General features: G+C 50.3%; 16 protein-coding genes. 15 read left to right on the top strand and 1 reads right to left on the bottom strand.

Annotation, left to right across the window (positions count from 1 at the left end; translation table 11 throughout):
- The first annotated feature begins 12 nt into the window (after nt 1-12).
- The 6 genes from M6D81_RS08475 (at nt 13) to M6D81_RS08450 (ending at nt 6,491) form a co-directional block, all read left to right on the top strand.
- Entirely contained in the window at nt 13-1,656 is a 1,644-nt protein-coding gene (locus M6D81_RS08475) for a thiamine pyrophosphate-binding protein (RefSeq protein ID WP_262676545.1), read from the top strand.
- Between the two features lie 142 nt (nt 1,657-1,798).
- Nucleotides 1,799-2,188, top strand: coding sequence for a carboxymuconolactone decarboxylase family protein (locus tag M6D81_RS08470; RefSeq protein ID WP_262676430.1), 390 nt, complete (start codon nt 1,799-1,801; stop codon nt 2,186-2,188).
- Between the two features lie 227 nt (nt 2,189-2,415).
- Nucleotides 2,416-3,936, top strand: coding sequence for a spore germination protein (locus tag M6D81_RS08465; RefSeq protein ID WP_262676429.1), 1,521 nt, complete (start codon nt 2,416-2,418; stop codon nt 3,934-3,936).
- A 4-nt stretch (nt 3,937-3,940) separates the two neighbouring features.
- Nucleotides 3,941-5,122, top strand: coding sequence for a Ger(x)C family spore germination protein (locus M6D81_RS08460; RefSeq protein WP_262676428.1), 1,182 nt, complete (start codon nt 3,941-3,943; stop codon nt 5,120-5,122).
- Nucleotides 5,119-5,352: a hypothetical protein gene (locus M6D81_RS08455; protein ID WP_262676427.1), complete on the top strand. Its 234-nt coding sequence runs from the start codon at nt 5,119-5,121 to the stop codon at nt 5,350-5,352. The genes M6D81_RS08460 and M6D81_RS08455 overlap by 4 nt, the downstream gene beginning before the upstream one ends.
- Nucleotides 5,353-5,396: 44 nt before the next feature.
- Nucleotides 5,397-6,491, top strand: a complete 1,095-nt coding sequence (locus M6D81_RS08450) for a GerAB/ArcD/ProY family transporter (RefSeq protein WP_262676426.1) — start codon at nt 5,397-5,399, stop codon at nt 6,489-6,491.
- 35 nt (nt 6,492-6,526) lie between these two features.
- Here M6D81_RS08450 and M6D81_RS08445 read toward each other — a convergent pair whose 3' ends face one another.
- Nucleotides 6,527-8,716: a helix-turn-helix transcriptional regulator gene (locus tag M6D81_RS08445; RefSeq protein WP_262676425.1), complete on the bottom strand. Its 2,190-nt coding sequence runs from the start codon at nt 8,714-8,716 to the stop codon at nt 6,527-6,529.
- A 255-nt stretch (nt 8,717-8,971) separates the two neighbouring features.
- On the opposite strand from M6D81_RS08445, the gene M6D81_RS08440 reads away from it, so the two are divergent.
- The 9 genes from M6D81_RS08440 to M6D81_RS08400 all read left to right on the top strand — a co-directional run bounded on the left by M6D81_RS08440 (nt 8,972) and on the right by M6D81_RS08400 (nt 23,141).
- Nucleotides 8,972-10,528, top strand: a complete 1,557-nt coding sequence (locus M6D81_RS08440; RefSeq protein ID WP_262676424.1) for an extracellular solute-binding protein — start codon at nt 8,972-8,974, stop codon at nt 10,526-10,528.
- A gap of 27 nt (nt 10,529-10,555) precedes the next feature.
- Nucleotides 10,556-11,470, top strand: a complete 915-nt coding sequence (locus M6D81_RS08435) for an ABC transporter permease (RefSeq protein ID WP_262676423.1) — start codon at nt 10,556-10,558, stop codon at nt 11,468-11,470.
- Nucleotides 11,464-12,324: a carbohydrate ABC transporter permease gene (locus M6D81_RS08430; protein WP_262676422.1), complete on the top strand. Its 861-nt coding sequence runs from the start codon at nt 11,464-11,466 to the stop codon at nt 12,322-12,324. Before M6D81_RS08435 ends, M6D81_RS08430 begins: the two co-directional genes overlap by 7 nt.
- A 23-nt stretch (nt 12,325-12,347) precedes the next feature.
- Nucleotides 12,348-13,646: a neutral/alkaline non-lysosomal ceramidase N-terminal domain-containing protein gene (locus M6D81_RS08425; protein WP_262676421.1), complete on the top strand. Its 1,299-nt coding sequence runs from the start codon at nt 12,348-12,350 to the stop codon at nt 13,644-13,646.
- Nucleotides 13,647-13,675: 29 nt separating this feature from the next.
- Nucleotides 13,676-14,581: a GNAT family N-acetyltransferase gene (locus tag M6D81_RS08420; protein ID WP_262676420.1), complete on the top strand. Its 906-nt coding sequence runs from the start codon at nt 13,676-13,678 to the stop codon at nt 14,579-14,581.
- A gap of 40 nt (nt 14,582-14,621) precedes the next feature.
- The gene (locus M6D81_RS08415) at nt 14,622-19,355 is read left to right on the top strand and encodes a carboxypeptidase regulatory-like domain-containing protein (RefSeq protein WP_262676419.1); all 4,734 of its coding nucleotides are present in this window, start codon (nt 14,622-14,624) and stop codon (nt 19,353-19,355) included.
- 30 nt (nt 19,356-19,385) lie between these two features.
- Nucleotides 19,386-20,375, top strand: coding sequence for a Gfo/Idh/MocA family protein (locus M6D81_RS08410; RefSeq protein ID WP_262676418.1), 990 nt, complete (start codon nt 19,386-19,388; stop codon nt 20,373-20,375).
- Nucleotides 20,376-20,512: 137 nt separating this feature from the next.
- Nucleotides 20,513-22,195 carry an ATP-binding protein gene (locus M6D81_RS08405; protein ID WP_262676544.1) on the top strand — a complete coding sequence of 561 codons (1,683 nt, stop codon included), beginning with the start codon at nt 20,513-20,515 and terminating at the stop codon, nt 22,193-22,195.
- A 622-nt stretch (nt 22,196-22,817) separates the two neighbouring features.
- Nucleotides 22,818-23,141 (top strand): hypothetical protein, encoded by a 324-nt coding sequence (locus M6D81_RS08400; RefSeq protein ID WP_262676417.1) that lies wholly within the window; start codon nt 22,818-22,820, stop codon nt 23,139-23,141.
- Nucleotides 23,142-23,176: the final 35 nt, after the last annotated feature.

Raw genomic sequence — 23,176 nt, 5'->3', positions numbered from 1 at the left:
GGAGGAGCAATGATGAAGAAAAGAGTGTACTCCATTATCGTAGATCATCTGAAGAGCTGGGGAGTGAAGCACGTATTCGGCATTCCGGGCAAGTCCATCTCGCCACTCATGCTGGAGCTGGACAGCCAGGAGATTCAATATGTGCTAGGCCGTCATGAGACGGGCTGCGGCTATGAGGCATCCGGCTATGCGCTCGGCTCGGGCACGCTCGGCGTGGCGATAGGCACATCGGGGCCGGGCGGCACGAATCTGATCACGGCGGCCGGACAAGCGCGCGAGTTCCAGCTGCCGGTGCTGTTCATTACCGGACAGCCGTCGATGCAGGATACCGGACGGGCGCTCAGCCAGGATTCCAGCCAGTTCGGTACGGATCTGGTGAAGATGTTCGAGCCGGTCACGCTGTTCAGCGCCCGCATCGAACGCGGCGATCTGCTGCCGCTCTATCTTCGGCATGCGATCGAGAAGGCGTACGCCGGGGAGAAGGGTCCCGTCCACCTGTGCATTCCGTTCGATGTGCTGATGGAGGAGATCGCGGACTTCCATATTCCTCTTCCTGATTACGCGGGCACGCTCGTATCGGATCATCTGGAGCGGGCGGCCGACATGCTGGAGCAGGCGAAGCGCCCCGTGCTCTTCCTGGGCAAGGGAGCGATGATGGCGGACGCGCTGGAGGAAGTGCAGGTGCTGGCCGAGCACTGGCGGATTCCGGTCGTGACCGCGCCTGGCGGCAAGGCGGCCTTCCCGACGACGCATCCGCTCTATCTGGGCGGCTACGGCCTGGGCGGCACGAAGCAGGCGATGGACTACATGAAGTCGGGCATCGACCTGATGGTCGTCGTCGGCAGCAAGCTGTGCGATATGTCGCTGTCGGGCTTCACGGAGGAGATGGAGCCGGAGCGCATGCTGCAATTCGAATATGCCCTGACCTTCGCCGGGAAGTCCGTTCAGGCGCCGACGGAGATCGTCCTCGGCGATATGAAGCGGAATCTGCAAGGCGTCATCGCCCTGGCGGGCGCGAGAAGGCGGGAAGAAGACTACCGGCCTCTGCCATTGGCGCCATTCCAGCCGGACGCTGGAGATCATACATATCTGTCCGCTCGCGACACGTTCAAGGCGCTGCGCGCCGCGCTGCCGGATGACGCCCTGCTGTTCGGCGATGCGGGCAGCCATTCCTTCTATGCGGTGCAGCATCTGGACATCGTGGAGGCGGGAACGTTCTACTTCGACGAAGTATTCATCGCCATGGGAGCGGCGATCGGCTATTCCATCGGCGCCAAGCTGGCACGTCCGGACCGCACGGTCGTCTGCATTACAGGCGACGGCTGTATGCTTATGCACGGTACGGAGATCTCGACGGCGGTCAATCATGGCGCTGGCGTCATCTTCTTCGTGCTGAACAACGGCCGTCTGGACATGGTGGAGAAGGGGATGTCCTACAATACGGGGCGCGCGGTTGGCGCGGTATATGAGCGGCCTCTTGACGTGTGCGGGTTCGCGGCGTCGATGGGCGCAGATGTATACTGCTGCCGGAATACCGCCTCGATTGCAGAAGCGGTTCAGGCGGGAATGGCCAGCGGCCGCGCGACGGTCGTGGAAGTGATGGTCGATCCGCAGGAGATTCCGCCGATTTTGACCAGATTGCTCAGCCTGGAATAAGCTTTTGTAGTGGACTGGAAGGCGGACAGGCATTATAGCGGTATTTTGATAGAATAATAGCGGGATAGATGGAATAGATGGTTAAGAAGGATGGCAGACATAATTCATAGAGCAGAGAAACAGAGGAAAGGCGGGACAGGCAATGGATTCGAAAGCTTATGAGAGAGGCATGGAGATGCTGCACAAGATGGTAGGTCCGGATGTGATGAAGGGAACGGTGGAGCGCGTCGCCAAGTTCAGCCCGGATATGGCGCGTCTGGTCGTGGAATTCCCGTTCGGCTCACTGTATTCGCGGCCGGGTCTCGATCTGAAGCAGCGCTCGCTCATTACGATCTCGTCCCTGGTGACGCAAGGAGCGGTGGATCAGATGGACTTCCATATTCATGCCGCGCTGAACGCGGGACTGACGCCGAATGAGATCGTGGAAGCGGTCATGCATTGCTTGCCTTACGCCGGATTCCCGAAGTCGCTCGGCGCGCTCGGCGTCGTCATTCGTATCTTCGAGGAGCGGGGCGTGACGGTGGAGGCATAGGTTGGAAATAATGTTCTTTAGCTTGAATCAGTTACGGCTCTAATGGATTGCCGCCCAACTTCTGTTCACAGAAGTTGGGCGGCTTTTTTGGTTCAATAGGGTCGTCGATAATGAGGTAATCGGGATCGAGAATGTCAAGCCGCCATGTTCCATGTTGTACGAATGCTCATGCCAGAATACGGCAATGATAATAATGCAATTGTATCCAATTACGCGAGGAGATCAGGATGAGACAACATTCAGACAACAAGAGCCAATCGGAAGATATGCCGGTGTACGTTATGTTGGAATATAACCGGAAGCATTTCGAGACCGTTTTTGCCGAATGCGGAGACCTTGCCATTCATCCGTGGAGCTACGGGCCGGAACTGGAACAGGAAGCATTCTCCGTCTACTTCAATACACTGATCGATCCCGCGAAAAAAAACGATTTGAAGGACGCGCTGGAAAATCTCATCTTCGTCGAAGATAAGCCGGCCATATCGGTTACAGTCGAAGACGTACGCCGTTTCTTTGAACAAAACGGAGCTTCCTCGCCTACCATTGCGGTGCTGGATACGTTGGAGCAGGCTGTGAACGGCGTATTGGACGGTAAAGTTGTCCTTTTTTTTCAGCATTGGAACAAAGCTCTCGCTTATTCTGCGCTGGATATCGAGCAAAGACAGCCGTCCGAGCCGATTACGGAACCGAGTGTGCAAGGCCCGCATGTCAGCATGATCGAGAATCTGGAACGCAACATCGGTGTACTAAGAAATCTGCTGAAATCGCCCAAGCTGAAATTTGAGTTTATGACGGTTGGACAAGAAAGCCGCAGAACGATTTCATTCGGTTATTTGGACGGTGTCGTCGATCAAGAGGTTTTGGCGGTGTTCAAGGAACGGATCAACCAAATCGGTAGGGAAGAAATCATCGATACGTCTTACTTGGAAGAATGGATCGGAGACTCCCGTTATTCTCCATTTCCCCAAGTTCGCTATACGGAAAGGCCTGACACAGCCGTGCTTTCTTTGCTGGACGGGAAAATTCTCGCATTGGTTAACGGCAGTCCGTCCATTTTAGTCTGTCCGTCCAATTTTTTGGAATTTTTCTCTTCGAGCGAGGATTATTATTTTCGCTCTGTTTTTTCTTCGTTAATCCGTATGCTTCGCATGACTGCATTCATCATCGCATTCATGCTGCCGAGCACCTATATCGCGTTATCGACTTTTCATTCCGAGTTGATCCCGACCGTACTGCTGCTTGCCATTCTGAAGACGCGTGAAGGCATTCCGTTCCCCGCCATGCTGGAAGCGTTAATTATGGAGTTTTTCTTCGAATTGCTGAGAGAAGCCGGCATTCGATTGCCGCGCCCCATCGGTTCTGCCGTCAGTATCGTGGGCGCGCTCGTGATCGGCCAGGCCGCCATTCAGTCGCAGATCGCTTCCCCCGTCATGGTCATTGTCGTCGCATTGACCGGGATCGCGTCATTCGCGTTCCCCCAGTACAATATGGCCATCGCGATTCGCATTCTGCGGTTCCCGCTTATGATTCTTGCCGCGACATTCGGAGGACTTGGCATTATGGTCGGGTTGCTGCTCGTGTTTCTTCATTTGGCCACTTTGCGTTCATTGGGACAGCCTTATCTGGCTACGATCGCTCCATTCCGGCTGAAGCGGTTAAAGGATGTGTTCCTGGATATATCGAGGCATACGCAGGCGGATGCGCAGCGAAGCCGGCATCTCCGCAGGAAGCTCAGGAGGGGAGGTTGACACGGTGAAGAGGAGGCTTGTTGCCGCTGTCGCAACCTTCCTGCTGCTCGGCTTCTTGACGGGTTGCTGGGACAATAAGGAACTCGATGAATACGGTTATGTACAGGCTGTAGCCATTGACAGCGCCGAAGCGGGGAGGATTAGCTTGACGACGCATTTCTATAATCCTGCAAGCAAGACGGAAATGACGGGAGAAGCGGGGCCCGGAACGAAGGGAATCAATATCCGGACGAGCGGAGAGACTGTGTTCGATGCCGTTCGCGATATTCCTCTGTATTTCGGACGCAAGGCCAAGTGGGATCATATCCGGGTTATTCTGATGGGAGAGCAATTGGCAAGAAGTCAAAATATCGGCGAGGTATTCGATTACATGTCGAGGGATCATGAGCCGCGCGGTACGGTGCTTCCGCTGATTACGGAAGGGAACGCAGCCAAATATCTGGAAATAAAACCGTTCATTGAACAGACAATCGGCCAGCAGTATAAGAAAATGGAAACGCAAAGCGCCAGATATTCGGCGAAATCGTCGAATATTCCCTTGTATGAGCTGGCTATACAATTAAAGGGTGTAACTGAGGTCTCCGTTCTTCCCCATATAAGCAAATCGGGAAACATAGCAGTCGTATCGGGAGTAGCCCTGCTGAAAAAAGGAAAGCTGTCCTATACGCTCGGAGCCAGGGACACGGAATCTTACATGATGCTGAGCAATCAATATAAGGAAGGGATTTTGGAATTTCCTTGTACAGGCAATGCGCTCGCGGAAGGGCAAGTTCAGCGGAAGGAGTCATTCGAGGTTTTTACCCTCCAATCCCGAACGACCCCGCATGTCAAAGACGATACTGTATTGGTAGATGTCGGCATTCGAATTAGAGGTGTGGTTGGAGAATTGCGCTGCTCATCCATCAATACGATCCCGGATATGAAACGATTCGAGGAGAAAATAGAAGCGCAAATCGAACGGCAAATTCGTCATACTATTTCGATTTTACAGCAACAACGTCTGGATGCCATCGGAATCGGCACTAAAATTTACCGCAAGGACCCGACGTTGTGGAAGCGCTGGAAGCCGACATGGGACGAACGATTCGCAAAAATCCGATTTGATGTCACCGTTGACGTCCAGGCACTGAATTCGGGACTGAATGTAGGAACGCCATTCGGGAAAGAGGAGAATGAAAGGCCATGAACGATAAACTGATTTGTATATTGCTGCTCATAGCCGCTGTTCTGGTGTCCGACATTCCGGCATATCGAGAGGCATACCGCAAGGAACGCATCGTATATGGCGTGCTCTGGGTTCCGCTCCTGTACCTTAATTTTTTGTTTATTACGGATTTGCCGTGGCCGAATCTCGATATGCTGATTGATCTGTTTGCGGGTCCGGCTGCGCAATTCGTTCATTGGCTCAAAGCATAATGATAGCAAGCGATTCCATGGGATTCCGGTAGGAGGAGGGTTCGATGAAGCAGCAAGAATATATAAGCTCGATTCAGATGTCGAGAATATTCCTATTTTTCCTGACCGGATCATCCATCGTGATTATCCCTTCCCCGTTGACCCACATTGCCGGCAACGGTGCCTGGATATCGCTTCTGATCTCTCTCATGCTTGGAATGCTGTTGCTGGCCTGCATGATGTATTTGTATCGGATTTATCCGGGAATGTCCTTCATCGAATACAGCCGGGCCGCGCTAGGGAAGTGGATTACGCTGCTGCTGCTGATCCCTTTCGTGACGGTCATGTTCTGGCATGTAGCAGGCATCGTAATTGAGATCGGCTATTTCTTCAAGAGCACGATGTTGAAGGAGACGCCGACCTATGCGGTCAATGCCCTGTTTTTTATCATGATCGCGCTGACGGCCCGTGCCGGAATTGAAGTGATGGCCCGCATGGCGGCATTTTTGCTGCTTCTGATGTTCGGTTTCGTCATTCTGGTGCTGGTGCTGGTCAGTAATTTGTATCATTTCGAATATCTTCTTCCTGTCATGCCGGACGGAATCAGGCCGATTTTGCATGCTTCCTATATTTCCTACGGGTTCCCTTATGCCGAGCTTGTCGTGTTCGCCATGATCTTGCCTTATGTGCGGAAGCAGGATACGTATAAGGTGAGGAAGCATTTATTCGCCGCTCTGGTTGTGAATGGGCTTATTATTATGCTGTCCATAATTGGCAGTATTCTGGTGCTCGGACCGCTGGCCGGAGATCTCAAATATTCGCTGTATCAGCTTGCCCGGTTAATTTACATACAAGAAATTCTTGAACGGATTGAATCTGTCATCGGATTTTCGCTTATTGTCGGCTTCTATTTCAAAACCGCCATTTTGCTGCTCATCTTAATGAGAGTGCTGGCGGAGCTGCTGAAGCTGCGGAATGATAAACTGCTGACCTTTCCCGTTGCGTTCATCTGCTTTATGTTGTCCGTTACGACTTATACGGAAGAAGTGAAGATGGAGCAACTCGTCAATGTGATATGGCCGTTTCTCAACAGTTTTGTCTATGTGCTGCCGATGCTGCTCATTGCTGCCGTAACGTTCATCAAACGATGCTTGAAGTGAACGGAAACGGCTTCGCAGCCTGTCGAATTGTCGTATTATTCTTCTTCACGATTGGAAAATTCTTTGCGATATTCCGTCGGGGTCATTCCTGTATATTTGCGAAACATGCGAATGAATGGATTTTTGCTTTGGTAGCCTACCTGGCTAGAGACATCCTGTATTTTATTATCGGTTGTGGCGAGTAATTGTTTGGCTTTGTTCATTCGCAGTTGATTCAGGTAATCTTTAAAGTTGGTGCCGGTCTTCTCCTTGAAATAGGTGGACAGGTAGCTTGTTGTAATATTCAGGCGGTCGGCGATCATCTCCTGAGATATTTCTTTGTCATAGTTTTTGTTCAAGTAGTCGATGACCCCTTTAATCCAATCCTCTTGCCGCCGCTCCGGAATCTGGTTAATGATGCCTTCAAGGAGCCCATCCAGCAAAGCTTGGAATTGTTCATAGCTATAACAGCTTTCAATTTGCTTTAGCACCTCCTCGGCATCTGAAATGGCAATACCGAGAGGGTGCGTGATCTGGATCACTTTATTGATAATCAGATTAGCGAGAAGCTTGTACTGATGGCGTGCGGCCTGCCTGGATGCCAGTCTGGAGAGCTTGTCGGCGATCCATTCCTTGGCTCTGACCAGATTGCCCGATGAGATGTATCCTTGTAATTCTTGCTCCATAGCGGGCGTCAAATACACGGCCTCGGGCTTCTCGTTGTAATCAATGATTTGCAGTTGATCATTTAGTTGACGAAGCTGTACTCTGTTCTGCGCTTGTTCGAAAGCTTCCGTTAAAGAGGCGGAATCATCGTATACTTCACTGATGGCAATCGTGAATATACAACTTCGGCTGTCCCACTCCAATGTATTGGCGATTGGGGTCAGAAGATTGTCAATTTGCCCTTTATATTGTTCTGGGCTGTCCGACTTTTGCAAAAAAACAATGGATGAAATTTGTTGCTTTTCCATCTGAAAAGTCAGCGATGTCTGAACAGATAAACTTTGGCGCACAAACTCGCAAATAAAGGAGCGCGCTTGCTCTTCCTTAAACGCTTGATCCGTATACATTGGCGGTTTGAAAAAAACATCAATCACAATAAATAGATAAGGCGTATCTGTAAAATCGCTTGGAAAAGAAGACATGCCGGGTGTCCTGATTTCTTTCAGCCTGTTGGTGAATGCATAGTAATTGAGCAAGGAACCGCTCTCATGTACATGGCGGCTGATCGATTTGAATTCCGTGATGGAATGGGATACACGCGCTACCGGGTCTTTGATCGCTTGCAATATATGTCTGACCGGATTGCTGATTAGACGGCTGAAGAAGACCGATCCGAACACACTTACGGCTAAAGCGGCAATCAACGCGGGAATCAGCAGGAAATACAATTCGGTCAATTCTTGCTCTACCAGGCTTCGATGAACTTGATCGGTATAACGCAGACCGGTATAGGACCCTTCCTGGGCAAAATAGTAGTTATCGCCAATTCGCGCATAGTCGGTAAAATCTTGCTGCAAAAGGATATCCGGAGTGTGACTGACAGAACGCTGCGCCCGGTCGTGAATCCAGAAGTTGGAGCTGAATTCATGCTGATAATGACGGGTACTTTCCTCTTCATTAATAAAGGCTATCATAAACAGATTTTCCATCAACGGATTTTTGAGGATCAGAGCGATGACCGGGATGTTATTGTTTTCGTTATTTCCAATATCCACTGCAGACGTATTTAATGTTGCATGAATAATCTCGAAGTCATCGGATTGTGAAAAAACGTTCTGCCATTGTGAATGGGAGAAGCGGCTTGGATTTAACGTGTACCGATCAAAGATCAAGTTGGCATCTGTCATCCCGTGCTTGGAGAGCACGGTGTCAGGATTTTGAAAGACGACATAGATGTTTTCGATCCACAGATGCGGGTTGCTCCGAATCGTATCCTCCAGTTCAGTATGAATATATTTTGCAGTTAATGGATTGAACTTCCATGTATCGTACTGCAAACTGGAATTAAGACTTATAATCGATTCGTTATTATAGAGATTCAACAGAACATTTCGGGTCGCCATGAACGTATACTCGTACTGCTCGACCGTTCGGTTGAGGTTCATTTGGTTATAGGCGATCATTCTATCTTGATATTTGTTCTTAATGATGTAGAAGGAAATGAAGAAAACGGAAACCAGAGAAATCGTAATAGCAAAGAAACTCAATAATAACCGATTAAACAGAGAAAGCGATTTCATGAATCATCCTCCCTTGGCTGCGGTCCGATCACTTTATTCACATCTAAATTTCCATTCGACATCCTGATCGTGATATCCTTTTGCGGCTTAAAGATTGGGGAGTACCAATTATTTAACCGGGTATCTCTTCTTTCACTATTGCAAGAATAAGCGCCGAACCAATGTTTTAAAGCTTGAGCCTCCTGGGGGCAATGGATAGTATGGGGGTAGACACAATTCTATATCAATAAAAAAGGGAAAAGGAAGGGTGCAAAAATGAAAAGATTTCAAAAACGACTGCTGACAACATCCATGTTAATCGTCCTTTGTATGATTTTCGTCGCTTGTTCAAACGAAGCTCCTCCAAGTTCAAGTTCGTCCAACACTCCGCAAGCTTCACCTGCCACCAGCAGTCCAGATGTTTCTGAAGGAAGTGAAAGCGCTCTCAAACTGCCTGAACCGGTCACCGTCAGTTTAATGACGATCGCTGCTGAATTCAATAACGATTTGCCGGTGTATAAGAATATTTTTGAAGCGACAAATATCCGTATCGACGGACACTACCCGGCAGGAGATTATGCAGCCTCGCTTGCTCTTACGATGGCCGGCGGGGATATTCCCGATATCATTTTTATTAACGACAACAAATTGCCCAAGAAATACGGCTCTCAAGGAGCCTTGGTCGACTTTAATGAACATTTGGATCAAATGCCTAACCTGAAAGCCTTCTGGGAGGAAAGGCCGGATTTGAAGGAGAGGGCGACTAACTATGATGGGAAAACCTATCAAACGATTGTGGACGGTTTGAGTTACACCAACAATCTGGTGTGGATGTACAGAAAGGATATTTTTGAAAAGCATAATATTGAAGTCCCTGCCACATGGGATGAACTGCACGAAGTATTGCGCACATTGAAAGAGCTGTATCCAGATAGTTATCCTTTTACTTTCAGAGATAAATTAGGGGCGATCGATAATCGCATGCTCCCATCATTCGGCATTGTTAATAACGTTAGCAACCGATTGGGCACTGACGAGCTTATTTTCGGACAGGTGCAAAATGAATACCGTGATATGCTGGGCTATCTTAATCAATTCTATACCGAGAAACTAATGAACCAGGATTTCCTGTCGACCACGGTACAGCAGTGGAGTGAAGTCATGACAACGGACAAGGCGTTCATTACAGTGGATTACATCGGCCGGATGCAGACGCTGACAGATGCGATGCAGACCGAAGGAGCGCAATTGACGATGATGCCGCCTCCGGCAGGGACTGACGGACCGGCTTATGTAGCCAACATGAGTTATATGCCTGGCGGATTCACCGTGTTCAAAAATTCACCGAATCTGGACGCCGCTCTTCACTATGTCGATTTTATGTATTCAGATGAAGGTTCGGAGATCGTGAGCTGGGGTAAACAAGGCGAGACCTGGGATATTGTCGATGGACAGAAGAAGATGATTGTCGGTGAGGATACGTTATCGCTGAGACAGGAGACTGGCATCGGGGGATTTGGCTCTTATGGAAAGTTTGATTCGCAAGCGACGATGACTTTACTGCCGAAAGAATACTTGCCTTATTATGAGGAAGTGTTGGAGTACGTTTACCCGGAAGCGTCGGTCCCTTCCTTTAACGAAATAGAGACCGAAAGGCTCGCCGTACTGGAAGATCAACTCACGAAGCATAGAGAAACGGCAGTATCCCAATTTATTATTGGGGATCGGCCGCTCACGGAGTGGGATCAGTATGTTCAGGAAATCGAACGGTTGGGGCTTCCTGAAGTACTGAATCTCTATAAAACGGCATTTGATCGTATGAAAAACTTTTAACTGCTATAGGGGCAAGGAGGAAAGTGCATGAAATACAGCCAAGGCATCATGAAGAGAATCAAGCATGATCGGATTCTTCTTTACATGCTCGTTCCTGGTATATTATATTTCTTGATTTTTAAGTACCTTCCTATGTTTGGAGTTCTGGTAGCCTTTAAAAACTTTAATATTTTTGCCGGATTTATGGAAAGTGAATGGGTAGGGCTGCGATATTTTAAGATGTTTTTTAACAATCCGGATGCCTGGCCGATTATTCGCAACACATTCTTGTTAGGCATTTATCGCATCGTGTGGGGGTTTCCTGCGCCTATCATTCTGGCTTTGCTGCTTAATGAAGTGCGGGTCCATCTGTTCAAACGGTTTGTTCAGACACTCAGCTATATGCCTCATTTTATTTCAACCGTCGTCGTAACCGGCATGATGATCATGTTTTTATCGCCTACGAACGGCATCGTCAATTTGTTTCTGGGCAAGCTCGGTATTGAACCCATCACTTTTTTGCAAAATGCGGATTGGTTCCGAACAATCTATATCGCCTCGGATATTTGGCAAGAAGTAGGATGGGGTTCTATTATTTACCTCGCTGCGCTGACTACAATCGATCCCAGTCAATATGAGGCTGCAGCGATAGACGGGGCAAGCCGCTGGAAGCAGACGATTCATGTGACGCTCCCCGGGATTATTCCGGCGATTGTGATTTTATTCATTCTACGGGTAGGGAATGTGCTGGAGACAGGCTTTGAGAAAGTGTATTTGCTGTATAATCCCGCCACCTATGAGAAGGCGGACATTATGGCGACCTATGTCTACCGTGTAGGACTTACGCAGGGGAATTATTCCTACGGATCGGCCATTGATTTGTTTACCGGCGTGATCGGTCTGATCTTTGTCGTAGCAGCCAATTATATGGGCAGGAAAGCGGGGGACAACAGCTTATGGTAAATCGAAAAATGACCTGGTTTGACTACGCCAATATCGTCTTTTTGTCAGTGCTGAGCTTGTCGATGCTTTATCCGTTCATTTATATGACAGCTGTTTCCCTCAGTGACGGCGCTGCTGTGCTCCGCAATGAGGTCACGATTTTTCCGAAGGGATTTTCCTTGTCCACCTACAAGGCGGTGCTCAGTGACATTAACGTGCTTCGCGGCTATCGGAACACGATCCTGTATGTTGGATTAGGAACATTCATTGCGATTGCGTTAACGGCGTTAACGGCCTATCCCCTCTCAAGAAAAGGATTGATTTTCGGCAAGAGCGTCACGTTAATGATCGTATTTACAATGCTCTTCACCGGCGGGATCATTCCCACCTTTCTCGTCGTCAGATCGCTCGGAATTATGGATACGATCTGGGCGATGGTTTTGCCGGGAGCGCTCAGTGCATGGTTTCTGTTTGTTATGCGAACTTTCTTTATGGGCATTCCGAATGAATTGATTGAATCGGGCAAGATGGACGGGCTGAACGACTTTGGCGTGCTGCTTCGCATTGTGCTGCCCTTGTCCAAGCCGGCGCTTGCGACGATCGGCTTGTTCGTTGCCGTAGGGCTGTGGAACAACTTTATGTATGCGCTGTTGTATCTGCGTTCGGAGAATCTGTTCCCGCTTCAAGTTATCATTCGACGATTGCTGGAGACAGGATTATTGACCGGACAGATGAACGGCGGCGATGAGGATATGGTCGATCAAGGGTTGAAATTCACTACTATTATGGTAGGTACTCTGCCTATATTAGTGGTCTATCCGTTCTTGCAAAAGTACTTCGTAAAAGGAGTGCTGATTGGATCGGTCAAGGGTTGAACGAGAAACGGGAGGTGATTGTGGTGCTTGCAATAGGGATGAAGGAAGTTGTCATTACTCCCCCGCTGGGGGTGAACATTCCCGGTCAGTTTAAAAGTCGAATATCTACAGGTATACGCGATGAGCTGTATGCAAAGGCGATGGTCGTGGATGATGGTCAGAAAATGCTCGCTTTTATTGTTCTGGATGTCCTGGACTTATTGAGGCCGGCTGTTGTTCAAATTCGCGAACGAGTAACCGCGCATACGGGGATTGCCGAGGACTGTGTGATGATATCGGCGACTCATACTCATCAGGGGGCTCCGGTCAGAGCAGGCTTTTCTTTAACAGTTGATGAGGATTATACGCCATACATGGTCAAAAAAGCGGCGGACGCTGCTATTATGGCGTTTCACGACAGGCGGGAAGCCGTGCTTGGACATGGCAGGGGGGCAGAAGGAGATATTGCATTCAATCGCCGATTTCGGATGAAAGATGGCACGATTAGAACAAATCCCGGCATTGGCAATCCAGAGATTGATAGATCGGTTGGTCCGATAGATCCTGAGGTTATCGTGCTGCGGATTGATGATCTTGAAGGGAATCCGATCGGTGTAGTTTCCAACTATGCTTGTCATACGGATACCATTGGAGGAACCGAATACAGTGCCGACTTCCCCGGAGAAATCAGCCGGACAATCAAGAAAAATTTAGGTGAGCATGTCGTTAGCCTTTTCTTGCAAGGGGCATGTGGAGATATCAACCACGTTGACGTAAACGGAACATCAGCAACGAAACCTCCGGATCACTATGTGAAAATGGGTCGTATTCTGGCATGGGAAATTCTCAGAGCCCGAGAAAAAGCCATTCCCGCACAGGATCACCATGCGGATATCCGGATTGCGCATGTAACGGCCAACTACAGAATTCTGACAGAGGAACATATCAACCGGCTGCAGGAGCTGATGAGTTCAGGAAATGAAGTGGAGCAGATGATCGCGCGGCAGGATATCACATTGCTGGATCAACAAGAACGCACAACGGAACTGGAAATACAAGTAGCCAGGCTGGGAGAGCTTGTCATTGTGGGACTGCCCGCCGAGAATTTCGTTGCATTTGGCTTGGAGATCAAGCAGCGTTCCCCCTATTCTTATACGATGATTAATGAACTGTGCAACGGGTCGGGTTCGGGCTACATATGTACCAGAGAGGCTTACCGGCAAGGAGGGTATGAGCCGACAATTCGACCTTGGAGCCGGCTGGACGAAGATACCGGGGAGCTTCTGGTAGAAGAGAGCTTGCGGTTACTGGAGCAAATCAATCATGAACATCCAGGTAGATGAGAGTTTTAATGTACGAGGGGGGAAAAGCTTTGGACAAAGTCCCTATTCGTTGTGCTGCCATGTCAGCCTGCACGCTTGAGCAGGTGTTATTCATTCGCAATCGGGGGTTCGAACAATACTACAGCGATATGACTACATCGATGGAAAAGCTGCTTCGCAGTTTTGTGAACAATTCCATCTCGCCTGAACATTCGGTTATTGCTTTTGATGCGGATGAGGATAAGCCGATTGGATTTGTATTCGTGGCCATCAAGGAGGTGAATGGCCGGTTGCTTGCATGGAATGGAGGAACCGGCATCATTCCAGAATACCGTGGACGCGGACTGTCCAAGCAACTATTGGGTGAGGTAAAGAGAGTCATCGTGAAGGCGAACGTTCATAGAGCCTGGTTGGAAGTCGTCTCTGCCAATAAGCCCGCTATAGCGGCTTATCAAAGCATTGGCTTTGATATCGTTGACAACTTGATCGGAATGACCGCGAAAGAAGACTGGAATCCGCATGCCTGGGCAGCGGATGAAGCGGATGGGAGACAAGTGCTGGAGATGGATCCGGAGCAATGCAGCCGACTGCCCTTCTACAGGGAGGATGCGGCCTGGTGCGGTCAATGGCATGTTCTGAAGAGCAGAGGAGGCAGGGGAATATGTATTCGTAATGGCTCCAATGAAATTGCCGGTTATGCGCTTTACGAAATGCAAACGGATCGGCATGGTCTGGTAAACTCGTCCACGCTGTACCAACTCGAAGTCGCGCCGGGTGAAAGAGATAAAAAAGCGACGATCCAAAGGCTGCTATTGGAAGTATTCTCATCTGAGTCGCCAGATTGCGCTCGCACCGTTGCAGATTTGAGTTGTTCGGAGCCGTTGACGCTGGAATTGCTCACAGGCGGCGGGTTCCGGGAGATTTATCGGCAGTATTTATTAGCCTTGAACCTGTAAAATGCAAGATTCCGAATGAACCAGGAAGGGAGATAGCAATATGGAAAAGCGTCTGAAAATGAGTGTAATGACATGCTTAACCAGTATTCTGCTTCTATCATCCATTGGGCTTACTCCGAATGCAAGCGCTGACAGCGAATCTCAAACAACGGGGGTCATCCCTCAGCCGATTCAATATGAATCTGACAAGTGGGCCGTTCTGCCGAAAGTGCATCGGACGCCGTCCATTGACGGGGTTCTTGATGAGGATATGTGGACAAGAACGGCTGAAATTCGAAACTTTCAAACAGCTTATTACAATCAATCCCTGAACGATAGTGTGAAGTACCAAGTGGCATACGATAATGGCCATGTATACATCGGTGGCAGCATCGCAAGGGAGGAGGCGGACAGCCTTGCCCAAATCGCAGTCATTCTGCAGCCGCAGGGCAGTGAAGAGTTCTACGCGATTGAGATCCCGATGAATACAGCCGCGTCTCCGAATTTGTCGCCGATATGGAATCCGTCTCCGGATGTGAGCAAGCTGTGGGACGATATAGGCAAAGTGGCGATCGACTCCGCTCAGCATGCTTCGTCCGCAGATGAGGAAGAGGTGTATGTAGAGCTGGCTGTTCCCATTGCGGACATTGTGCCTGCAGGAGTCGAACCGGGGGACGAGTGGCAGATGAACATCGTGCATCTGCACAATCTCTATACTCGTCCGCTTAGCTCTTGGGTGCCAATACGCCATTCTGATCAGTGGCATCAGAATGGGCCCGAGGCGACTGTCCGCATCGGACTTGTCGATGAAGAACGATTCGGCAGCATCATGTTCTCGCGATTGCCCCTCAGCTTGGCCGATATCGGGGGAGACAGTCTCCTCTCCGGTCAATCGGGTCAATTGCAACTCTTGTATAACGGCTTTACGGAGAAGAGGCTTTCTATCGATATGAGCTCCTTCTTCCAAAGGGGAGAAGCGCTCAAGACGACGAATAATCCGGGATTGGAGCTTCAGTGGAAAGAACCCGGACAGCCCTGGACGAGCTTGGAACAGCAGGAATGGAGCTGGAACGGCCAAGCATTGGAGCTGGAGTTCCAGCATCCCGCTCCCATGAAGCGCGGCTTATATCAGCTGCGGATCGTCCTGTTCCCGGATCTTCCGATTGCGCGAACGATCGCCATGCTAAGCTTCGACCGAGAAGCGATCATCGCTGCCGGAGAAGCGGCTTATGACATGGGGCAAGGCAGCGACAATGGAGCATCGCTGCAACAGCTGGAATGGAGCGAAGCTTCCGAAGAAGTGGAACGGATTATGGCGCTCATCCCGCCGCAGCCAGGGTATCGCTTTGTCGGCTTGCCCGAGCTGCCGGAGCTTTACCCAAGCGGGTTATATCAGCTTTCGGAAGACGGACATAGCTTGACAGCCCCTCGTACAGGCACTGTCTATCCCAATGCTCAATTTGCGGAAGATAATTCGCTCTCCTTGGAGAACGGAAAGGGAGAGAACGTAACAATCCCTTATTACGAGAATAACGAAGGTCAGCGCTTCTTCATCACTGCCCATATGTGGTACCTGCAGAAAGCTCGGGCGATTACTCAAACGGGGGCGCTGGGAGAGTCCGATCCGCTTGGAGCTGCTCGCTTGCTCTATGCCTTCGCGCAAGCCTACGAGGGCTACAATCCGACCGTTGACCGTGTTGGCGGGAGCAATCATGCCAACTTGTCTCTCGACAAGCGATCCGGACCGCCGTTCCCTTATTGGGGCGGAATATGGGAGCGCTGGTGGTATAACGATCTTCCGACAATCAAGCCGTTGCTTCGTCTCTATAAGGAGCTGAAGGGAACGAATGCGTTCCAATTGCTCAGTGACGAGTACGGGGAGGATGTCGAACAGCGCATCGTTCAGAATATGATTGTGCCTTCAGCGGAATTCGTGCTGTCGCGTCCCGAATATCTTGGCAACATGTCGTTCCAGACGTGGAAAGGGTTGATTGAGGTAGGGATGGCGCTTGATGAGCCGGAATATATTCATCGCGTCCTGGAATCGGTACAGGAGCTTGTGGACACCATGTTCCTCTCCGACGGCTATTGGCAGGAGGTAACGCCAAGCTATCATATTCAGACGATAAGCGGACTGTTGGCGGTAGCGGAACTGCTGCAGGGATGGAGTGATCCTGCAGGCTATGTATCGCCTCGAGACGGCAAGCGATTCGATAATCTGCAAGTGGAACAGCAATTCCCGAGCATTGGGCGAGCAATTGAGAATGCCAATAAGCTGGTATATCCGGATGGGAAAGTGCTGCCGATCACCGATACGTGGGCGAATCAAGTACGATCGAACCCGCTGCTGGATGCAGGCTCGTTCCTGCTGCCGGCAGCCAAGATCGGGAGATTAACCGGAGGAGACGGAGAAGAGCAGACGCAATTATATATGGGTTTTCAACCGAAGTACGGACATGCCCATTACGATCCTCTCAACCTTAGCTTGTATGCGCAAGGACAAGAGCTGATGCCGGATCTCGGCTATACGCACAATACGTTCTATCGCTGGTTCGCCTTGTCTACGATGGCGCATAACACGGTTGTTGTGGACAGCGCCAATATGGTGAACGGCGAACAGGCGAAGCATGGAGGCAATATCTCGGCCTTCGTAGAGGAAGGCCATCCGTTCCAAGCGATGCGCGCCGACTATGATTCCGCCTACGAAGCAACGGAGACGTACAGTCGCGAGCCGTGGTTCGTCCCGTTCGGGGGCGGCAGCGGTGAGCAAGGGTATGTATTGGACTTGTTCCGCGTTCAGGGAGGCAGCCGGCATGAGTATACGCTGCAAGGCGATGCGAACCGCGATGCCCGATTCGAGACAGATGCGCAGCTCACCGACTACGGTCCATACTTGCTGCCTCCGGGCACGGAGGTCGTGCTGCCGACGAATAATAGCGACAGCGGCAGCGCGGAGGGGCATTATCCCGGTTATATCTACGTGCAGGACGTACAGCAAGCAGAGCTCGACAGTGAGCAGTATGAAGTAACGCTCGTAACGGAAGATGAGGGTGCTCCAGGGGCGAAGATGAAGGTGACGGGCTTGCTTGAATCCGGTCAGAATGAGCTGTTCCTGGGACGTTCGCCGTCACTCCGATCCATCCGTCTGCAGGGAACTAAGGTAGACAACAACGACGAAGCAGTGAAGTACACGATGCCGAAGCTCGTATTGCGCAGAGAAGGCACCGATCTGAACAGCACCTTCGTAACGCTTATGGAGCCCTACAGCGGTGAGCAGACTCGTATAGAGGCGATCGACCGCTTGCAGCTGGATCAAGCGCCGGCAGGAGCCGTCGCCGTTAAAGTCGTATACGGCAATACGACAGATATCATTGTGAGCAATCCGGAGCATCCGGATGAGCCTGTGACAACGGCTGATATGACGATGGTCGGAGAGATGGGCTTCATCCGCCTTGTGAACGGAGAAGTGTGGAGCCTGTCGCTTGTTGGCGGTACGCTGCTGAGGATGGGAGAGCAGGAGATCCATGGCGACGGCGATGTGACGGGGGATGTCATCGAGACAAGAAGCGCAGCGCGCGGAGATGCGATGGACGCGATAGTCGTGACTGGTGTTGTTCCTGAACATATGGCGGGACAATACGTTACCGTTCGTCATCCTGATCAAAGTACATCCGGGTATAAAGTGGAAGCCGTTCAGCATGAATCGGGAAATTCGGTCCTCGTCCTGGCCGAGCATGATCCCGGATTCTCGATCGGGGAAAACGGCACGTCCCGGCAAACCTATTATCCGGGGCTTCAATGGACGGGAACGCATACGATAAGGCTGCAAGGCAGCGTAAGCGCGCAAGTGCAAGGCGCTGCTCCCGTGAAGGACAGCGTCATTACGGGAACAGTGACGGATGGAGACGGCAGCCCGCTGGCAGGCGCAACGGTGAATTTGAGCGGATATGCCAATATGGCAACGAATACGGATACAGAGGGGACATTCACACTTCAGGTTCCGGCTGGACAGCATCGTGTGACGGTCCTGGCGAATGGCTATGCGAGAACAGTATCAACGTCGGTATACGCTGCGCATGGAGAGACCGCTAACCTATTCATCTCGGTAACGGCAATGCTGCCGCCAGTCATTACCGATGCGACGCTGATTGGTCAGCGTATTGGCGGTGCGATCACAGCGACAAGCAATGTCGATGCTGCTATCCATTTGGTGCCAGCAGATACGCCGGTCGACAAGGGCGCGATTGAAGCAGCCAGCGCAAGCGGCAGCGGCACAAGCATACAGGCGACCAGTAATAGCCCTGCGGAATTGAATACCGCAGGATTGAGCGAAGGCATCTATATGCTGTATGCCATAAGAAGCAATGGATTATTGTCTGCGGGCCATCGTATGGTCTTGCTGCCGCAAGGCTTGACCGCTATTGACGATGACAACCCATTCGTGACGTATACAGGGAACTGGAGAACATTTCAGAACAATAGCTATGCAGGAGGCACTCAAGTCATTGGAGTAGGTTCACAAGATGTTGTGGAGATTCCCTTCTACGGGACTTCCGCGACGCTGATTGCCGATCGGCATACAGCACGGGGCAAGGGCAATGTATACGTAGACGGCGAGTACGTGACGACCATTGACTTCTATAACTATCCCATTATGTATCAAGTGGAAGTATTCAATACGGGCGAGCTGATGGAAGGGATGCATGTTATTCGATTGGAATCCATCTGGGAGAAGTCTCCTCAATCTTCCAATCCATTCATTTCCTTCGATGAACTGAGGATCACTACCGATTAACCAACCCATCTATTCAGAGGAGAAATAAGCATGAACCAAATTCGGGCAGTTATCGTAGGCGCAGGCGCCATATCGGAAAATCATCTGAAGGCTATGCAGGTTAGCAGCAGGACTGAACTGCTTGCCGTTGCCGATCTGGATCAGCAGCGATTGGATCGGTGCGCCGCAGCTTACAGCGTCAGAACTTATCGCGACTATAAAGCTATGATTCGACAGGAGCGTCCGGATGTCGTCGTCATCACGCTGCCTCACTTCCTTCATAAGGAAGCGGTCATCTGGTGCGCGGAGCAAGGCTGCCATGTGCTTGTCGAGAAGCCGATGGCCATGAACGTCCAGGAGTGTCGGGAGATGAACGAGGCGGCGGCAAGGAACGGCGTCATCCTGGCGGTGGGGCATATGCAGCACTATTTCCCGTCTATGATTCGCGCTAGAGAAATTTTGCGCTCCGGCCGGCTAGGCAAGGTAATCATGATGAATGACCGACGATGGTGCAATTATTTCCATCCCGATCGTCCGGCCTGGTTTCTTGAGCGCGCGAAGTCGGGCGGCGGCATTGTCGTTAATCTCGGCAGCCATTCTCTCGACAAGCTGCAGTGGCTGACGGATAGTCGAGTAGATAAGGTGAAAGCAAGCTTGACGTATTATGGCGATCGGGGCGATGTGGAAGGGAGCGCCAACCTGTTCCTGGAGACAACGGAAGGCGTGGCGGCAAGCGTATCGCTCTGCGGGTATGGTCAGCTGTACCTGAACGAGACGGAGTTCCTGCTGACAGGCGGTCAATTGAAGCTGCTAGGAAGCGATCAGCTGCGGATATATGACGGACATTCCGGCGAGTACGAAGCAGTCGATACGAGCGACTTGCCGGAGACATTCACGGCGCAATGGGAGGACATGCTGAATGCGGTTCAGCACAGCTCCGAGCTTGGCATATCCGCTGAATACGGACAGTCCATCACTGCCGTCGTGGAAGCGATATACCGTTCTCATGCTACCGGTCGGGAACAGGCAGTCACCAATTGAATACAAGTGCTGATATACAGTAGAAAAAAGATGGGCGTTGCCAAGGCAGCGCCCATCTTTTTGCAGCGAACAGTGTGGTATAATGGGATCAGATTGTCCCATACTGGGAATATTAGGAGGCGGTTGAGTTGGAACAGATGAAAAAGCTGCCTATCGGGATAGACAATTTTAAGGAATTGGTGGAAAAAGACTGTTATTACGCGGACAATTCGTCTTTGTTGCAGCAGTTGGAAAATAGCGGCGCAAAAGTGACCTTGATCACCCGCCCTCGCCGATTCGGCAAAACGTTGACGCTCAGCATGGTCAACTGTTTTTACAATGTGAAAGAAAACTCCCGGGGGTTGTTCGCCGGATTGCAGGTAGAGGGGCAGCCGATTTTCGCTGACGCGGCATATTATCCGGTCCTGTTCTTCAGCATGAAGGAGTTGAAAGACTCCGCATGGGAAACGACATATAGAGGGATACAAATGCTGATGGCCGATTTGTACACACAGAATCATGAGGTCATGAGCAAGTTGGAAGAGCATGAACGCTCCTATTATACGAAGATTATGCAGCAGACAAGCGATGAGAAAGAGCTGCAAATGTCCCTTAAAAAACTGACCGAGTATCTGGAGAGATATTATCAGAAAAAAGTGATCGTGCTAATTGACGAATACGATACCCCGATCATCAGCGGATACAGCCACGGTTATTTTGAGCAAGTCATCGGATTTATGAGGAACTATCTCAGCGCTGCGCTGAAAACCAACCCCAGCTTGAACTTTGCGCTGCTCACCGGGATCACCCGGGTCAGCAAGGAGAACATTTTCAGCGGGTTGAATCATCTGAAAATCGCTTCCGTGATGAACGGGGTTTATGGGGATCAGTTGGGCTTTAGCGAGCGGCAAGTGGAGCAAATGCTCGACTACTACGGTCTGGGCGACAAGAAACGAGATGTAAAGAATTGGTACAACGGCTACAACTTTGGAAAATATGAGGTGTACAATCCTTGGAGCATCCTGAACTTCATTGATCGCCAAGGTACGTTTGGGTTGTATTGGGTCAACACGAGCAGTGAGGATCTGATCAAGCTTGTGCTTCGGAAAAATGTGGACTACTGCCGTGCCGAATTGGAGAAGCTGATCGCGGGAGACACGATCGAGACGGTCATTGACGAGCATGTGAATTACAACATCTTGGAGACGGAGAAGGAAAAGGTTTGGAGCCTGTTCGTCCAAAGCGGCTATCTGAACATCGCCCAACATAAAGTCACGGCAATCGATGATCCGAACTGGGGGCAACTGGAACAAACGAGCCATATCGTCAAAATCCCCAACAGAGAAATTCGGATTCTGTATATCAACATTATCAGGAAATGGCTGGACGAAAGCGCGGGAAGCACTGTGATCAGCAGGATGCTCAAGGAACTGACCGAGGGAGATCTTGATGCATTCCGGGAAATGTTCAGCGACGTCGTGCTGCAATACTTCAGCTACTATAACGTGTCCAGCGACAAGAGCGAGCAGTTCTACCATGCGTTCGCTCTGGGATTATTCGTGCAGCTCGTTGATCGATACGAGGTAAGGAGCGAACCGGAAAGCGGATACGGCCGCATCGATTTGCTGCTAACCCCACGAGACAAGTCGAAACGGGGCATCATAATCGAACTGAAGCGGATGAAGGCAGCCGATCGGGATGTAGAAGCGGCGGCCCGGGACGCCTTGGCGCAAATTGACGTCAAGCGGTATGAAGCGGAGTTGGTCAAGACGGGCGTGTCCAACATCGTCAAGATCGGGATCGGATTTATGGGAAAGTCTTGTACGGTACTGATATCGTAGGTGCTGCTAGTGAAGTATACAGGCGAAGGAGTAGGCGGCTGGGTACCCATTGGAAGTGAAGGGTTATAAGGCAGGAAAAATGTCAAATTTATCGTAAGCGGCGCCATAGAATATACAGAAGTGCACATGATAGCATAATAGCTAAGATACTGGTTACTACTTAGCTACTAAGCAAGTAGGGGCTAATCGCTCAAAATGGTCACATAGAATCGGAAAAATAGAGAAAAGTGTGCGCTATCGCTCATTTTGCTCACATAGCCCCGCCAAGCGTGCCTCGTACCGCCGAAAAGTAGGAGCCATCGCTCAAAATGGTCACATAGAAGCGGGAAAATAGAGAATAGTTTGTGCTATCGCTCATTTTGCTCACATAGCCCCGCCAAGCGTGCCTTATGCCGAATGGACATAAGTAGTAACAGATACTGAAACTAAATAGAATGAACAATTGAATGGCCATCTTGACGTGATACACCGGCGGACGACTGACTGGAAAATGTACAGTTAGATGTTCGCGCAATGAACTGTAGTTTTTCCAGTTATCGCCCACATTTAGGCCGTCCGTTGTCCGCACGGTTAGCATGGGTCATTCAAGGGTTCAACCTATATAGATGAATTGCAGAGGTCGTTGCAGAGGAAGTTACGGCTTCTGTTCAAGGAGATGTTCTTCTATGAGGGAGAGACCCAATATACTGTTTTGTTCCCGGATCAGCACAGAGGAGATTGGATGCCTTATCCTGATCATGTGCAGCAATCTCTGGATATGGAACGACTGCCGCTAGAAATGCCGAATATGAAAAAACTGATGCAAAGCGGTGTTACTTTTACTCGCACCGTTACCCCTTCTCCATTGTGCAATATGATCACCGATCCGTGGGGAAATAACAACTTGGCATCACAGCGCCAGGATATCGTTCATTATTTGAAGTCTATAACAAATAGCGAAAGTTAAGTTAGTATTGATCGATGAGCTTAAAAACGGTTAGG

Source organism: Paenibacillus sp. J5C2022, from assembly GCF_025567625.1.
Classification (GTDB): domain Bacteria; phylum Bacillota; class Bacilli; order Paenibacillales; family Paenibacillaceae; genus Pristimantibacillus.
Note: the sequence above shows the minus strand (reverse complement) of the source record. Positions and strands in the feature narration are given on the sequence as shown.

What these genes read in the sequence shown, in the direction of transcription:
- M6D81_RS08475 (WP_262676545.1), top strand. Translation starts at nt 13, where the DNA reads ATGAAGAAAAGAGTGTACTCCATTATCGTAGATCATCTGAAGAGCTGG.
- M6D81_RS08470 (WP_262676430.1), top strand. Translation starts at nt 1,799, where the DNA reads ATGGATTCGAAAGCTTATGAGAGAGGCATGGAGATGCTGCACAAGATG.
- M6D81_RS08465 (WP_262676429.1), top strand. Translation starts at nt 2,416, where the DNA reads ATGAGACAACATTCAGACAACAAGAGCCAATCGGAAGATATGCCGGTG.
- M6D81_RS08455 (WP_262676427.1), top strand. Translation starts at nt 5,119, where the DNA reads ATGAACGATAAACTGATTTGTATATTGCTGCTCATAGCCGCTGTTCTG.
- M6D81_RS08450 (WP_262676426.1), top strand. Translation starts at nt 5,397, where the DNA reads ATGAAGCAGCAAGAATATATAAGCTCGATTCAGATGTCGAGAATATTC.
- M6D81_RS08445 (WP_262676425.1), bottom strand. Translation starts at nt 8,716, where the DNA reads ATGAAATCGCTTTCTCTGTTTAATCGGTTATTATTGAGTTTCTTTGCT.
- M6D81_RS08440 (WP_262676424.1), top strand. Translation starts at nt 8,972, where the DNA reads ATGAAAAGATTTCAAAAACGACTGCTGACAACATCCATGTTAATCGTC.
- M6D81_RS08435 (WP_262676423.1), top strand. Translation starts at nt 10,556, where the DNA reads ATGAAATACAGCCAAGGCATCATGAAGAGAATCAAGCATGATCGGATT.
- M6D81_RS08430 (WP_262676422.1), top strand. Translation starts at nt 11,464, where the DNA reads ATGGTAAATCGAAAAATGACCTGGTTTGACTACGCCAATATCGTCTTT.
- M6D81_RS08415 (WP_262676419.1), top strand. Translation starts at nt 14,622, where the DNA reads ATGGAAAAGCGTCTGAAAATGAGTGTAATGACATGCTTAACCAGTATT.
- M6D81_RS08410 (WP_262676418.1), top strand. Translation starts at nt 19,386, where the DNA reads ATGAACCAAATTCGGGCAGTTATCGTAGGCGCAGGCGCCATATCGGAA.
- M6D81_RS08405 (WP_262676544.1), top strand. Translation starts at nt 20,513, where the DNA reads ATGAAAAAGCTGCCTATCGGGATAGACAATTTTAAGGAATTGGTGGAA.